15 protein-coding genes are annotated in these 15696 nt (G+C 35.9%); 6 read left to right on the forward strand and 9 right to left on the reverse strand.

The annotated features are described in order from the left end of the window. Positions 1 to 15 precede the first annotated feature (15 nt). Positions 16 to 624 carry a 3-isopropylmalate dehydratase small subunit gene (gene leuD, locus BBI00_RS05270; RefSeq protein WP_065397782.1) on the forward strand — a complete coding sequence of 203 codons (609 nt, stop codon included), beginning with the start codon at positions 16 to 18 and terminating at the stop codon, positions 622 to 624. Next, positions 605 to 1729 carry a 3-isopropylmalate dehydrogenase gene (leuB, locus tag BBI00_RS05275; protein ID WP_065397783.1) on the forward strand — a complete coding sequence of 375 codons (1125 nt, stop codon included), beginning with the start codon at positions 605 to 607 and terminating at the stop codon, positions 1727 to 1729. Before leuD ends, leuB begins: the two co-directional genes overlap by 20 nt. An 816-nt stretch (positions 1730 to 2545) precedes the next feature. Here leuB and BBI00_RS05280 read toward each other — a convergent pair. The 4 genes from BBI00_RS05280 to BBI00_RS05295 are packed head-to-tail and all read right to left on the reverse strand — an operon-like array spanning position 2546 to position 4436. Further along, positions 2546 to 2737, reverse strand: coding sequence for a hypothetical protein (locus BBI00_RS05280; RefSeq protein ID WP_065397784.1), 192 nt, complete (start codon positions 2735 to 2737; stop codon positions 2546 to 2548). 55 nt (positions 2738 to 2792) lie between these two features. Next, positions 2793 to 3398, reverse strand: coding sequence for a DUF4230 domain-containing protein (locus tag BBI00_RS05285; protein ID WP_065397785.1), 606 nt, complete (start codon positions 3396 to 3398; stop codon positions 2793 to 2795). Positions 3399 to 3401: 3 nt separating this feature from the next. After that, positions 3402 to 3965, reverse strand: coding sequence for a TlpA family protein disulfide reductase (locus BBI00_RS05290; protein ID WP_065397786.1), 564 nt, complete (start codon positions 3963 to 3965; stop codon positions 3402 to 3404). Positions 3966 to 3968: 3 nt separating this feature from the next. Then, entirely contained in the window at positions 3969 to 4436 is a 468-nt protein-coding gene (locus BBI00_RS05295; RefSeq protein ID WP_034694493.1) for a pyrophosphohydrolase domain-containing protein, read from the reverse strand. A gap of 308 nt (positions 4437 to 4744) precedes the next feature. Here BBI00_RS05295 and BBI00_RS05300 point away from each other — a divergent pair, with 308 nt between their 5' ends. After that, on the forward strand, positions 4745 to 5416 hold the full coding sequence (locus BBI00_RS05300; RefSeq protein ID WP_065397787.1) for a hypothetical protein: 672 nt from the start codon (positions 4745 to 4747) through the stop codon (positions 5414 to 5416). 674 nt (positions 5417 to 6090) lie between these two features. On the opposite strand, the gene BBI00_RS05315 is transcribed toward BBI00_RS05300, so the two are convergent. The 3 genes from BBI00_RS05315 to BBI00_RS05325 form a co-directional block, all read right to left on the reverse strand. After that, complete coding sequence (locus BBI00_RS05315) at positions 6091 to 7605, reverse strand: hypothetical protein (protein WP_065397790.1); 1515 nt, start codon at positions 7603 to 7605, stop codon at positions 6091 to 6093. A gap of 228 nt (positions 7606 to 7833) precedes the next feature. Next, on the reverse strand, positions 7834 to 8196 hold the full coding sequence (locus BBI00_RS05320; RefSeq protein ID WP_065397791.1) for a hypothetical protein: 363 nt from the start codon (positions 8194 to 8196) through the stop codon (positions 7834 to 7836). Positions 8197 to 8601: 405 nt separating this feature from the next. Continuing rightward, on the reverse strand, positions 8602 to 9039 hold the full coding sequence (locus BBI00_RS05325; RefSeq protein ID WP_065397792.1) for a LytR/AlgR family response regulator transcription factor: 438 nt from the start codon (positions 9037 to 9039) through the stop codon (positions 8602 to 8604). Between the two features lie 464 nt (positions 9040 to 9503). Here BBI00_RS05325 and BBI00_RS05335 point away from each other — a divergent pair, with 464 nt between their 5' ends. The 3 genes from BBI00_RS05335 (at position 9504) to BBI00_RS05345 (ending at position 14355) form a co-directional block, all read left to right on the forward strand. Then, positions 9504 to 12008 carry a PIG-L family deacetylase gene (locus BBI00_RS05335; RefSeq protein WP_065397794.1) on the forward strand — a complete coding sequence of 835 codons (2505 nt, stop codon included), beginning with the start codon at positions 9504 to 9506 and terminating at the stop codon, positions 12006 to 12008. A gap of 100 nt (positions 12009 to 12108) precedes the next feature. Beyond that, positions 12109 to 13800, forward strand: a complete 1692-nt coding sequence (locus BBI00_RS05340) for a sodium:solute symporter (protein ID WP_065397795.1) — start codon at positions 12109 to 12111, stop codon at positions 13798 to 13800. A gap of 36 nt (positions 13801 to 13836) precedes the next feature. Continuing rightward, positions 13837 to 14355, forward strand: a complete 519-nt coding sequence (locus BBI00_RS05345) for a DUF2911 domain-containing protein (protein WP_065397796.1) — start codon at positions 13837 to 13839, stop codon at positions 14353 to 14355. A 157-nt stretch (positions 14356 to 14512) separates the two neighbouring features. Here BBI00_RS05345 and BBI00_RS05350 read toward each other — a convergent pair whose 3' ends face one another. Further along, positions 14513 to 14929, reverse strand: a complete 417-nt coding sequence (locus tag BBI00_RS05350; RefSeq protein ID WP_065397797.1) for a hypothetical protein — start codon at positions 14927 to 14929, stop codon at positions 14513 to 14515. Positions 14930 to 14940: 11 nt separating this feature from the next. Beyond that, positions 14941 to 15654 (reverse strand): glycohydrolase toxin TNT-related protein, encoded by a 714-nt coding sequence (locus tag BBI00_RS05355; RefSeq protein WP_065397798.1) that lies wholly within the window; start codon positions 15652 to 15654, stop codon positions 14941 to 14943. Between the last annotated feature and the right edge of the window lie 42 nt (positions 15655 to 15696).

The raw sequence follows: 15696 nt of genomic DNA on the forward strand, positions 1-15696 counted from the left end.
CAGATTAAAAGACAGATGCAAAAATTAGTTGTCATAAAATCCCCTGCGGTTCCATTACCGGCAGAAAATATAGATACGGATCAGATTATTCCGGCAAGATTTTTAAAAAGTATAGACAGAAAAGGTTTTGGAGAAAATCTTTTCAGAGACTGGAGGTTCAATATCCACACCGGGGAACCGAATCCGGACTTTGTCCTGAATAATCCGAAATTTAAAGGTGAAATTTTAGTGGCGGGAAACAACTTCGGATGTGGAAGCAGCCGTGAGCACGCCGCCTGGTCTTTAACCGATTATGGTTTTAAGGTAATTGTTTCAAGTTATTTTGCTGATATTTTCAAAGGCAATGCACTGAATAACGGACTTCTTCCTGTAAAAGTTTCTGAAGGATTTTTAAAAGAAATCCTGGAAGGCATTCATGAAAACCCGGATAACGAAATTGCTATTGATGTTGAATTACAATCCATCAGCTTTAAAGATACCACCGAAACTTTTGAGATTGATTCCTATAAGAAAATATGCCTTTTAAACGGCTATGACGATATTGATTTTTTAATCAGCAGAAAACAGGCGATCACAGAATTTGAACTAAAAACACAAAAAACCAATGAGCAACAATTATTTTAAAATCGCAGTCCTTCCCGGAGACGGAATCGGTCCGGAAATCATCAGTGAAAGCATCAAAATCCTGGATGTAATTGCTGAAGCTTTTCAATACAAATTCCATTTTGAATATGGTCTGATTGGCGCTGAAGCTATTTTTCAGACAGGAAATCCCCTTCCCGAAGAAACCCTGAAGATCTGTAAAGAATCTGATGCTGTGCTTTTCGGAGCTATTGGCGATCCTGCTTTTGATAATAATCCTGAAGCTAAAGTAAGACCGGAACAGGGACTTTTAAAACTTCGTAAAGAATTAGGATTATTTGCCAATATACGTCCTTTAAAGACTTATGCATCCCTGATCGATAAGAGCCCGCTCAAAAGAGAAATCATTGAAGGGGCTGATATCCAGATTTTCAGAGAACTGGTAAGCGGGATTTATTTTGGCGAAAAATTTACAGATCCGGACGGTGAATATGCTTACGATGTATGCAAATACAGCAGAGAAGACATTATTCCGATTGCCCATATGGCCTTTCAGGAAGCACAGAAAAGAAATAAAAAGCTGACCCTGATTGATAAAGCCAATGTATTGGATACTTCGAGATTATGGCGGAAAATCTGTCAGGAAATTGCCCCGGAATATTCTGAAGTACAGTTGGATTATATGTTTGTAGATAATGCAGCGATGCAGTTGATCCTGAATCCAAAGCAGTTTGATGTGATCCTTACGGAAAATATGTTTGGCGATATCATTTCTGATGAAGCAAGCGTTATCGGTGGTTCAATAGGATTGCTTCCTTCGGCATCCGTTGGAGAGAAAAATTCACTGTTTGAGCCGATACACGGATCTTATCCGCAAGCGAAAGGAAAAGGAATTGCAAATCCTATAGCATCCATTCTAAGTGTGGCAATGATGCTGGATCATCTTGGGTTACAGCCGGCCGCCGCCAAGCTGAGACAGTCTGTAGAACATGCTATTGAAAATAAATATGTCACCATTGATCTGAATACCAAGCAATATTATTCTACCAGTGAGGTAGGAAGCTTTATTGCAGATTATATCAGATATTCAGAGAAGTCTTATTATAATTTTGAAAATGTAAAGATCGGAAAATCAACGATTGTATAAAAGAAAACAAAGTTCACTTAGATAGATAGTTAGAAGAAAGGTTCCGCCTCGTATGAGACGGAACCTTTCGCTTTGAATAATGAGTATTTTCTGTTTCTCACGCAGATAGCACAGATTTTTAAATTTATTTTAAAACATTAAGAATAATGAAGCTATTTAAGGAAGGTTAAGATCAATCTTAATACTTATAAATAAGGAATAAGTTAAACGCAAGAGTCCGCTTATGGATTTTTCATGCTGTATATTTTTTCGGTCGCAAGGGCGTTTCACTCAGCAAAGGGGGAGAGTTTAATCTTTTGTTAAATCCTATTTGTATTAGATTATTGTGGAATGACAAAATGTGTATTGAGTTACAAAGACGGTACAAAATAAAGAAAATCAGAGATTTTCAAGAACTTCTGTGTACTTTTTATACGTATAGCTTATAACTTAAAAAACTAAAGTGTTTAAGAGCTTTTGTATCTTTTGTGGTTAAAAAAAATGCTAAGTTCAATTGGTAAGGCTAGATTCCTTGCGGAATGACAAAGTGTGTATTGAGGTTACAAAGACGGTGCAAAATAAAGAAAATCAGAGATTTTCAAGAACTTCTGTGTACTTGTTATACGTATAGCTTATAACTTAAAAACTAAAGTGTTTAAAAGCTTTTGTATCTTTTGTGGTTGACAAAAAATGCTAAGTTCAATTGGCCGGTTATACTTGCAGAATGACAAAGTAGATGTGAACAAGAAAGCTTTACCTTGATCCGTTAAAATAAAAAATCCTGCCTCATCATAAGACAGAATTTTTGTTTTTAAAGAATATTACAAACCTGAATGGTTAACTTTTATTTTTTGTATTATCCGTTTTTCCTGATTTGTTTTTTGAAGCTTTCTGAATGTCTTCCTTATCAATCTCAGGTGGATTGGTCTTTTTCGATGAAGCAGGAATATCCTGGAAATCCTGATTCTGCTTTTTCGTTTCTGCAGTATTGGCAGATTCTTTCTTTGGGCTGTTTCCTTTTGAATTCATAACTTTAAATTTATATCTATCATTCAAAGTATTTGCCAAACGGAATTCTTGTATGCTAAAGTCCCAAAATACCAATCTTTCCGGTCTTATCTTCTATCGTATAATTCAGAGCTTTTGCCAACACAAAAATATTATCCAGGTTTTCCATCAGCTGCTTACGCCCTTCACTTCTCAGCTGATTCTGGTCAATTGATTTAAGCGCTGTTTCTTTGGCTTTTTCCGTTACGTTTTTGATATCTTTCTCTGAAATCCTGTTGATAAAGGAGTCGTCCAGAGACTGGATCTCAACGCTTGGGGTAATTCTTATGTCCGCATCAGGTAGTTCTGTGATCACCAGTTTTTTGTTGATGGAGTCTACTTCGATCTTCATTTTATTAAGATCATAAGAAACCTGGGCATTGGTTTTTGTATAGGTAATAATGCTGTTACTGGAAATTTCTTTCCCGAATACTTCATAGCCCATTTTGGTTTTCTGCATACTGGAAGTATTCTGCTCCATCACCACCATCTTATTCATCTTGGAAATCTGGTTGGTCAGAATATAATAATCCGATTTTTCCGTTTTATTGCCAAGATTCAGACAGGATTTAAGGCCGAAGAACAGAAGTACCATTACTCCTGCACCAGCTACAAATGATACAATTGTTTTATAATTTCTCAAAATCTATTTAAAAATTTCTTTGATGACAGAAGAATCATTTTTTTTCAAAATCTGAACCAGATCTCTTTCAATATATCCTGTGGTAGGCATTTCTACAATTCGGCCCACTTCTTTACCATATCTTTTTACAATAATGGTAGGGACTTTCTGTACATTATACAGACCTTCATCCCCGGAAGGAGATTCTTTTTTGCGGTTCACGGCAATAATGGTCAGTTTACTTTCCGGATAATTAGCTTCCTCAAGGATCTTCATCAGTCTAGGAATATCCCTGTGGCTGTCTTCGCACCATGTTCCCATGAAAACAATCAGGTCGTAGGAACCGAGTTTTCCTTTTTTAAGTTCACTGACAGCTTTCTGATCAATGCTATACTCGTCATGTTCCTTTACATACCAGTCTGAATAAGGGGCTTTCAGAAACTGCTCTTTCAGCTGATGACCCAAAAGCATTTTTCCATCCTTCTCAGTAGTAACCTCACGGTTGACCACCACTTTCTGGGCACTGAATTGCTGGGCAGCTAGAAATAAGCTTGAAAAGGCAACAAGATTTGTAATAAATTTCTTCATATTTTATTTCTCAATAATTGATTTTAAATCAGCAGGAGAGTAGTATTTATTCTTTAATACTTTATGATCTGCCTGTCTGTATACATTGAATTTTTCGCCAGACTTCTCATAAAAAGACTCTACCTCTTTTTCTTTATAGAATTCAACTGTTTCCTTTGCCTGCTCTTCATTATCACATGCCTTCGACATATTGGAACGCTGAACCTCGTTGAATAACTCTACAAATTTATTGCCAAGTCCGAATTCAAGTACGGCACCACTCAAAACATACTGTAAATCACACAGTGCATCAGCAATCTCTACAATATTATTGTCTGCGATGGCCTGTTTCAGCTCATTCAGCTCTTCCTGAAGAAGTTCTACTCTGAGATTGCATCTTTCAGGGGAAGGAATTTGTGGGGTATCTAAAATAGGGGCTTTGAAAGTAGTATGGAATTCTGCTACTTGGTTCAGACTATCAATTTTATCCATGAATTTTTTTATTTCCCACAAAGATAGAAAAGGATTTGTAAAAAGGGAAATATACAGCAGGAAAAAATGTATTGATGAAAGGGGATAACAGGAATCTGAAATGCAATGATTACACAAATACAAATGAGATAAAACTGCGTTATCTGTTCAATCTGCGAATATTAAAAAAATGTGCAGATGATTGGGTTCTAGACACTTTAATTATTGCTGTGAAGAAAATATTTTTAAAGAATGAATTAAAAAATTAAATCAATTTTCTATCTTTAGAGAAGTAAATAAGTATTTGCAGAACAAATATAAAGAGGACGATGCCAATAAATCAATTACCTCCGGACGGAGGTATGTTATACAAAGAAACAGATATGGCTCAGCTTTTCCCTGAGCCGCTAAATGCAATAACTGCTGTGTTTTTTTTAGCCTTAGCCATTTTCTGGACCATTAAAATAAAAGGTAATGTTAAACAATATCCTTTTTTAGCCTATTGCCTGGTTTTATTATACATTGGTGCCATAGGGGGAACCATTTACCATTCTTTCAGGCAATGGCCGGTATTTATTATGATGGACTGGCTGCCCATCATGCTGCTCTGTTTGTCTGCCGGATTTTATTTTGTAGCCCAGAGCACCAGATGGTATTATGCAGTTGTAACGGTCTTGGGATATCTGGTCCTGATGTTTGCATTGAGAAACTGGCTTTTGGCAGATAACATGTCTCTTTTTATCAATGTAAATTATGCAATCATGGCTTCATTTGTCCTTTTCTCGGTATTGAGTTATTTGATTTATACCCAATGGAAAGCCGGTAAATGGGTTGGTTTTGCTTTATTGTCGTTTGTTTTAGCATTGACCTTCCGTATCGCTGATAAATGGGACTGGTTCAGTTTCGGGACCCATTTTTTATGGCATACTTTCGGGGCGGCAGCGACGTTTTGTATGTTTAATTATATTAATCTTACGCAGGATACAATCAGAAAAACATAAGTTTTTGGCCTTTCATAGATCATGCCTGGAATCATTTTTAACGCAAAGTTCATGAAGAATTCCGTTTATTTTAAGTGAGCAAAGTTGCGACTTTGTCGCTGATGAAGAGGCGTGCTTATCCATACGCTTTAACGAATCAACTTTGTTGATTTTATGCTTTGCTCCCTTAAAAATCAACAGTTTCAAAAATAAAATCTTTGCGTCAGAAAAACATAACATGAACAAGGGAAGGCGCAAAACCGTAGAGTAGAGCTGGTGAAAAAATAATGTAAAGATTATAAGATTAGATATCTTTTGCTTAAAAATCCCAACGAAAGTTGGGATTTTTTTTGTTACTACTTTAGTTTTTTTTTCTTCCAGAAATTCTCAAATTGATATCGAAATTCATTTTGATTCTTTGAAAAATTTTAAAAATTAAGTACGTAGCTACAATGATTTGTATTTCAGAAGTATCTTTAAAAAAAATGTTGCTTCTGTATTCTTGATAAGAATTTGTTAAGATTTCTTCATTAAATTTTGTCTGACTTTTCTCAATAAGTTTAATTGTACTCATTTGCAATATTTTTTAATTGATAGTACAAAGATTAATTATTGCAGAATATGAGTGTTATCCAAAACATTATCCAGTTTATCCAAAAAAGGTGATAATTAACTGTAAATTAATTTTTGACGTTTTAATCCGTATTGATAATCTTACAGTGAGGAATTCTAAATTGATTTTGTTTGTCAGCTGAAAGTTTATTTTCTGTAAAAAGAGTTTTGCGTATATCTTCAGGCTTTGGTTGCTCTTCTTTATCAATAAATTCAAAATGGTCTAAAATCATTCTAGATATGGCGCTGGTATTATCTTTTCCATTTCTTTTTGGAGCTTCAATGAACCCTTTTTCGATTAATTCAGAAAATAAGTAACCAATTGATTGTAAACTTCCTTTGATTTTTATTTTTTGAGGAACTGTAATTTTTTCAATATCAGAGGAATTTGATAATTGAGACTCTATTTCTGAGGTAACTCTCTTTTCTAAACCATCTCCTTTGTAACCAGTAGTATTGCGTCGTAAAAGGTTTTCCGAATCTCGATCAAATATTTTGTTCATATGTTTAAAATGCATATCAATATTATCTGAATCAAAATATTTTAAATCAAAAAAATAAAAGGTTTTATTGTAATAATATACTAAGTGATTTTTATATGTACCATAATCATTAAATTTATCCTTAGATCCCCAAAAATCTTGATACGGATTATTTCCAAGTATATAATAATCAATTTCTTTTATTCGACTGGCTAAAAATTTGAAGTTGTCATTTTTTTCGAAATAATTATGTATGGTTGCATAAATATATTTTTTCTTAAAATTTTTAAAACTTTCTCGAAGATATTTAATTACATTATCTTCAGTAAAATAAGAAATTATCACATATTTTATTAAATTATTGTTGTCAAATTTATTTTCAGTCGAATTTATATAATCCAAAAAATAATTGTAATCGTGATTTCCATTTTTTCCAATGCTTATTTCAAAATCGGACAATTTATCAGCTTTAAAAACTTCCACTTCATTTATAAAATCTGACAATTTATTTTGAGATATAAGGCTGCCATCATTTAATTGTTGTTCTACAACTGAATGATGTTTTTTTTCTAATTCATTAAACAATAGATAAACATCTTCTTTCAAAAATTTGTATAAATGATTAAAATAATCTTTTTTATTGTAATGATAGAAACCTTTTTCACTTATTATGAAAACATAATCAATAACTTTTTGTTGTTTTTTCTCATAAGTATAAATTAAATCACCTGCTATAGCTTCAAAATGTTTGGGAAAGTGAGATACTTCTATTTCTCGTTTTAGTTGCCCGTTATGTTCTTCTTGACTATTCTTTGAAAAAAGAATGTTCTCTAAAATTTTAATATCACCAAAATAATGCTTTTCAATATATTTCTCTGGTGTTAAAAATTGGTTTTTTTCTTTTTCTATTAGGTAATAATTAAATTCGAAGTCTTTGAAAATTTTAAAAAAATCTACATAAGTATGAGAGTAAATATTAACTTTCACATCTTGATAATCTATTAACTCAATTTCTTCGATATGTTTTTCCCAATTGGGATTTGTTTTTAAAATATCTCTTTGAATTTTAATTTTTCCGTAATTTTGTTGAGAATTTACAACATTGAAAAGCTTCATATATTGAACATTTGATAGTTGGCTGCCACAAATTTATAAATAAAATGAATCGTTAAATTATTTAGATTGGAACAATACTCCATAAACTACAAATAAGAACCTCATTAAAAGTCAGAACTACATCAAAACAGGCTAAATGTTTAAAATTATTCTCAAGTCAACAGATTTGGGGAGCAAATATTCTAAAGACTGTCAGAGACTTTCAATTTTATTTTTCGACATGATTCATTATCTTCTTTTCGGAGCACTTCTGGTATGTGGACTTACATAAGTCCCATCTTTTCTTGTGTAGCCTTTTACATGCACTGTTCCTCCGCTGCTTGTGCTGGGACTGTAATTGTAGGAAGGAGTGGATGTATTGTAGTGTCTAGTCGATGTATAAGCACTATAAGAAGTATAACTTGGATTATAAGCCAAGCCATAATAATTTCCCCATTTTATTTTTTTGTAATTCTTTTTGTTTGGCTTATTTGATATATAGACTTGAGTGTCTTTGGGTATTGTGGTTATAATATTTTCATTACTGCTGGTTGCATATACATTGGTATCTTCAGTTAGTAATACCGTATAGTAATTTGTACAAGAGGCCATTGATAATAGAATTATCAAAAAAAAAGCGATTTTTTTCATGGATTTATTATTAAGTTATAATTAAAATTTTTACGGTTTCGCAGTACAAACTTATTTTATTATTTCTTTTAAGTATTACGGTTTTCCATAAAACAAAAAAAATCCCAACTTTCGTCAGCATTATTCATTTATAAGTTTAAAGAAATCAGACAAGCTAATTTTTTTGCTTCACATATTTTAAAAAGTGTCTCAACGGATATTCTATAAGTTTTTCACTTTTGTAGAAGCCTTATGACTAGGCATGCCGCTTGATCAGCGACAAAGTTACACCACATTACCCACCTAAAATAAAGCGGAATTACTCATGAACTTTGTGTCAATCTTTTTGTAGAGTTACTTGAGATAGTTGTTTTCCTATTTTTCCGCTTATTTAATATTCATTATTTTTAATTGAGCATAAAACTCTTCACGGTAACTGAGTCCTATAGGAATCGTTTTTTTATTGCTCAATATAATGACATGCTGTTCGAGATAATTTATTTTGTTGAAGTTGATAAAAAATGATTTATGAACTCTGCCAATGTAATTGAGATGCTTTATATTTTCTTCAAAAGAAGTTAAAGTGGCGTGAATCATTATTGTACCTGTTTCGGTGTGCAGATTAATATAATTTCGCATTCCTTCAATATAAATTAATTCTGCAGGGTTGATTTTCACCAGACACTTATCACTTTTCACATAAAAGCAGTCATTTCCTTTTTCTGTGACGACGGGCGGGTGGTTCTGCTGTACCGGTCTTAAGAATTGAGTGGCTTTGTGGATGCTTTTGGCAAAACGTTCTAAGGAAAGCGGTTTAAAGTTCAAAATAATACAGGCAGGAAAAAATCATTTATATATTGAAATGCATAGCAGCGAAAAAGATAATGGTAAGGAAAGCCGCAAGGCTCTGCTGAAAAGGACAGGAGAAAATGAATTTTATTCTTTTGAAACCAACGCAAAATTTCAATTCCTACTCAATAAAAAAGGGGAGGTAACCGGAATAAAGTTGACACAGGGTAAGAATTCTATTAATTGTAAAAAATTATGATCTTGCCATATTCCTTTCATCGAATTAAGGGAGTTGATTCTTTGTTTGCTGCCTGGAAATATACCGCAGGGAAATAAAGTTTTGTGTTAAATTTCAAGTCCGGTATAAACAATATTCTATTTTCCAACTTTTGCTTTCTTATTAGCTTTGATATAATAAAATGTTTGAATTATTCATTGCTTTTTCTTTTTAAGGCTGAAAGAAAGATGATTTACTTATATTTGTCGCAAAGCAAATTTAAATGTTCAAAAAAGTAAGCACTGTATTTATTCTTGGCTTTAATACGGTTTTTTGTTTGGCCCAGCAGGTACGGCCTTCCAAATCATCTGACATTTACCGTGAACTCAAAACCCTTAAACATCTTCCTAAAGTTCTATACCTTGCAGCTCATCCCGATGATGAAAATACAGGATTACTTTCCTGGTTAATCAACGATCAGAATGTAGAAACGGGCTATCTGTCCTTAACCAGAGGAGATGGTGGTCAGAATTTATTAGGTACAGAACAGGGGGCTGCATTGGGCTTAATCAGAACACATGAGCTTTTAGAAGCAAGAAAGTTAGACGGTGCCCAACAGTTTTTTACCCGGGCAATTGATTTCGGCTTCTCTAAAAATACGACCGATACCTTTAAACAATGGGATGAAAACAGCATTATAGCAGATGTAGTCTGGGTGATCCGTAAATTCCGCCCGGATGTTATTATTTGTCGTTTTCCTCCTACTGCTGCGGCAGGTCATGGGCAGCATGCCGCTTCGGCTGTGGTGGCGGAAAAAGCTTTTAAGCTGGCAGGTGATAAAACCGCTTTTCCGGATCAGCTGAAATACGTCAATGCATGGCAGCCAAAACGTGTATTGTGGAATACTTTCCGGTTTGGCGGGGTCAATACGACAGCTGAAAATCAACTGAAAGTCACCGTTGGACAATATGATGCACAATTGGGAATGGGCTATGGTGAGCTCGCAGGATTAAGCAGAAGTTTACATAAAAGCCAGGGAGCGGGAACACAGTCTGTAGCCGGTATCAGAACTGAATATTTTGCCCACGTTGCCGGTGAACCTGCAAAAGCAACACTTTTTGATGGTGTCGTTAAAACCTGGACCTCAGAAGGAAATGCAGACATTGATCTGGCATTGGATAAAATTATTTCCGCTTTCAATTTTAATAATCCTGATCTCAGCTTACCGGCTTTGCTTGCTTTGCGAAAAAAGGTCATGGCATTGAAAGATACTGAAGTGAAAAAAGATAAAATCAAATCGCTCGACCGTATCATTTTAAGCTGTGCAGGGTTTATGGGCGAGGTCGTTACCAATCAGGCTGAAGCTGTTGCCGGGGATGATTACAGTTTCAGGTTAAATCTGATTTCAAGAGCTGTGAATCCTGTGATTTTAGAAAATGTACAATGGTTAAGCCAATCGGAGAACTTCAACAGGGAACTTTCAAAGGATTCTTTAATTACCATTGAACATACCATTCAGATTCCTGCCGATGCAGCACTTACGGAACCTTACTGGCTGGCAAAACCTCCTGCGAACACAGGGACTTTCTCTGTGCCCAATGATACGTTAATCGGTTTACCTGAGGCTGAATCACCTTTGAATGTTTTGCTTGGTTTAAAAATCGGATCAGAAAAATTTCAGGTTAAACTTCCTTTATCTTTCAAGAAACTAGATCCGGTGCGTGGTGATGTGGTAGAAGCCTTGCGTATTGTTCCTGCATTGGAGCTGAAATTTACACAACCCCTTTATGTAGTCAAAGAAAATGAAGATTTACATTTGAACTTAAATGTTAAGGTGAATTCCAGCAAACAGTTCAGTAAAGGTGTGCTAAACCTGATGCATAACGGAGAAAAAATAGGAAATACTGATGTCAATTCGTTTACAGGGAAAGATAGTACTATTGATTTCGTGATTCCAAAAACTAAGCTTGCCTCAATCCATTCCTCCCGTTTGCAGCTGGATGCCAATTATGTTGCAGATGGAGTAGCATATAATAAAAAACAGGTATTAATTCAATATCCGCATTTACCTTCCTTACAGTATTTTTCGCCTGCAACGGTAACCGTAATGAAAGGGGACCTTCAGGCGAAAGTAAAAAAAGTGGGTTATATAGAAGGTGCGGGTGATTTTGTTCCTGATTTCCTTCGTATTGCCGGTATTCAGGTAGATGTACTGAAAGATGAAGATTTTTATGGTTACACAGAACCATCCGGCGGAAGCAACACGCAAAACAAGCTGTCGCAATATGATGCCATCATATTAGGTGTACGTGCCAATAACACAGAGAAAAAACTGGGCCGCTGGATGCCTTTTTTATGGTCGTATGCAAAAGCCGGCGGTAATCTGGTGATGCAGTACAACACCAACCAGGATACAACCGTTGCTCAATTGGGAATGTACAATTTCAGCATTGCCAATAAACGGGTTACCGAAGAAAATGCTGAGGTTAAATTTTTAAATCCCAATCATAAACTCCTGAACTTTCCGAACAAAATTACTGCAGATGATTTTAAAGGCTGGGTACAGGAGCGTGGCGCTTATTTCCCTTCTCAATGGGATGGAGCCTATGAGCCGCTTTTTGAAATGCATGATACAGGCGAAGAGCCTTTGCAGGGATCAACTTTATACGCCAAATACGGGAAGGGTAATTTTATTTATACCCCATTGGCATTTTTCAGACAGCTGCCTGCCGGAAATGTGGGAGCGGCACGTTTATTTCTAAACTTTTTATCTGCACAGAAAAACTAATGAACAAGAATCTTAAAAATTGGAATACCTGGTATCTGTTATTAGCTGCTGCATTAGTATTGCAGATCGCATTGTATTATTGGTTTACTAAATTCTGGGCATGAGTACTATAGATTGGACAGTTTTAATCTTTACCCTCGTGGTAGTGGTTGTGTACGGTGTATTCATCGGCCGTGGTCAAAAAAGCAATGAATCCTACCTGAAAGCAGATAATAAAATGCCCTGGTACATTGTGCTTTTAGGTATCATGGCTACCCAGGCGAGTGCCATTACATTTCTTTCAGCGCCGGGCCAGGCGTATACAGATGGGATGCGTTTTGTTCAGTATTACTTTGGTCTGCCTTTGGCGATGATTGTGATCTGTATTACGTTCATTCCTATTTTTCAGCGCTTGAATGTTTATACTGCCTATGAATATTTAGAAAACCGTTTTGATAAAAAAACAAGGGTACTCACTTCACTGCTTTTTCTTTTTTCCAGAGGATTATCAACGGGGATCAGTATTTATGCTCCGAGTATCATCCTGTCAAGCGTTTTAAACTGGAATATTTATGTAACCAATGTTTTAACAGGCGGGATTCTGTTGATTTACACCTATGTTGGCGGGGCAAAAGCAATCGCACACACCCAGAAACTACAATTTCTCATTATTCTGGGAACAATGGCTTTTGCAGGATATCTGCTGATTCAGAATATGCCGGATGGTATTGGTTTTAACGATGCGCTGTATCTGGCAGGGAAGTCCGGAAAGCTTAATGTGATCACCACAGAATTCGACTGGAAGGATAAATATAATATCTGGAGCGGGCTGATTGGCGGCTTTTTTCTCGCCTTGTCTTATTTCGGTACAGACCAGAGCCAGGTTGGAAGGTATATTACGGCGAAAGACAATACCAATGCAAAAATGGGGCTGCTGCTGAACGGATTGGTTAAAATCCCGATGCAGTTTGCCATTCTCCTGATTGGTGCTTTGCTCTTCGCATTCTTTTCCCTGAAGCCGGCCCCGATCTATTTTAACGAACGTTCTTATCAGCATTTTAAGGATACACAACCTGAACAGGCTGCGGTTTTTGAAAAGGAGCATCAAAATTTACAAATACAATTTAATGCAGATTCGAAAGAAATCCTAAAATTGAAAGAAAATGATTCTCCTCAACTTATAAAAGCCATTCAGGATTTTAAAAACACACAAACCCAGGTAAAAGCACTTCACGGCAGGGTAGAAGAAGCAATTAATAATTCAAACTATAATGCGGAGAAAACAGATACGAATTATATTTTCCTGCATTTCGTGAAAAGTACCTTACCTGCAGGAATGATCGGTTTACTGTTTGCCGTCATTTTCCTGGCCAGTTGGGGCTCAATTTCTGCGGCCCTGAATTCCCTTGCTGCCTGCTCATTAAAAGATGTTCATTTACTATTCAGCAAAGAAATTCCTGATGATGCCACAGAATTGAAATATAGCCGTCTGCATACTTTAGCCTGGGGGATTTTCTCCATTGGGGTAGCCATGTTTGCCACGCAGATGGGTTCCCTTATTGAAGCGGTTAATGTATTGGGTTCTCTTTTTTACGGTCCGATATTGGGAATCTTCCTTGTCGCCTTTTATTATAAAAAAATTACCGGCTCCAATGTATTTATCGCTGCAGTTTTATCAGAAATTACAGTTATTGCGGTCTATCAGTTTGATATCATTTCCTTCCTTTGGCTTAACGTCATCGGAGCAGCAGCAGTGATTATATTTTCTGCAATCGGGTTGCTGTTTTATAAGCAGAAAATAGTAAATTCGTAAACTAACAATAACAAAAACAAACAAATAAAAATATTTATGAAAACGATTATTAAATCTGCTGCCGTACTTATGGCTGTCATGACTGTTTCAGTGAATGCCTTTGCACAGGATACTAAAAAACCTGCCAGCCCTCCGGCTACAGCTACGGGAAAAATTAAAGATGCAACCATTACAATAAACTATAGCAGTCCTTCTGTTAAAGGCCGTACCATCTGGGGTGGTTTAGAAGCTTATAATAAAGTTTGGCGTGCAGGTGCCAATGAAGCAACTACCTTTGAAACGGATAAAAATATTACCGTTCAGGGTAAACCGCTGCCTGCAGGTAAATATAGCTTTTTCCTGATCCCTAAAGAGTCCGGAACCTGGACTGCGATTTTTAACAAAGAACCAAAGCAATGGGGTGCTTATAAATATGAAGAATCTAAAGATGCCTTACGTGTGGATGTAAAAACAAAAGCTTTACCGGCAACACAGGAAAATTTAGTGTATAAAATAAACAGTAATGGTTTCACAATGGATTGGGATAAAATCTCAGTTCCTGTAGAGATCAAATAAATTGCAATATAAAAAAATTAAAATCCCGGATCAACGGGATTTTTTTGTTTAGATAGAGTTGTTATATGCTATATCATCTTTTAATAAACGCCCGCAATCGAGAGCTGCGGGCGTTTATCTTATATTTTATTGAAATGACTGACTGTATTCAAAAGTATTACAGATCCTCATATTTCCAGATGCCTGAAATATTTAATTTCATCAGTCCAGGCTGTTTTTCTCCATAGCTGAATACACAGATGTATTTTGAACGGCAGGATGAACAGCCGGTTCCAAAGTATAAAGTCGGCAGATCATCGAGTGTAAAGGCTCCGAAATGTAGCATTCGGTCTGAAGTTTCTGAGACCATTCCGTTTTGTAATAATTCATCTCCGGAAAGTACTTTATCCTCATGATAGAGCTGGATAACCGGAAATCCTGAAGAATAAGGCTGTATTTCAATGGGATTTTCATGGCTGCAGTCACAACAGGTGAATGTGGTTACAGCAGACGGTAATGCTTCATCGTTGATGAATGTACTTTTAGCTGCAGCAGCTTTTTGGAGAATGTTGATTCTGTTTGATATTGGGTACATCTGAGTTTATTTTAAGGCTGAATAACCGTGCCTGCTAAGTTAGGATATTTTCCGCTTGGGCTTTTTTTAATCGTAACTTTAATATAACCTTCTTCCGCTAATTTGTTCCATGTTTTCTGATAGCCGGTATTGATATCGATAGGAATTTTCCACATGGTCTGTTTTCCCTTTCCGGTTTGATTGAACCAGGGAATAATATCTGCGGTCTGGGTTTTAAACTGCATTGCATTGTTCAGCACATCAATTTCGTAATAAAAATCATACTTGTTTTCGGGCTGGTTTAATGCTCTTTGGGTAAAAGTATAGACATAGCCATTAATAATAGGGCTGGTAAAGCTTCCTCCTAAAGTAGGAACTCCGGTTCCGTTATAGCTGCCAACCGCTCCGCTGTACCTGTCGAATTTCTGGCCGGCCTGAAGGGGAACTTCATCAACGATATTATAACCGCCATTGGCAGGTGGCCATCCGCCATTCAGGTTGTTGGCTTTGAAAAGAGCTTCCAGTTCGCTCCATTTACCTTGCCTGTAGAGCTCAAATATCTGGCTTCTGACACTGGCATTCACATTGCCGTTCGGGTCATAGGTTACTGCAAGTTCGTCTGCAGATTTATAGAAAACGGTCGTAACATCGCTCGGAGGCTGAACTTCCTCTTCTCTGTCTGAGCTACAGGCTATTGAGGAAAAAACAGCAGTGAAAAAAAAGAGGTACTTAAATACATGTTTCATATAAAAAATTTTAAATTATTTAAAAAATTAAACAGGTATTAC

The organism is Chryseobacterium arthrosphaerae, from assembly GCF_001684965.1.
Lineage (GTDB): Bacteria > Bacteroidota > Bacteroidia > Flavobacteriales > Weeksellaceae > Chryseobacterium > Chryseobacterium arthrosphaerae.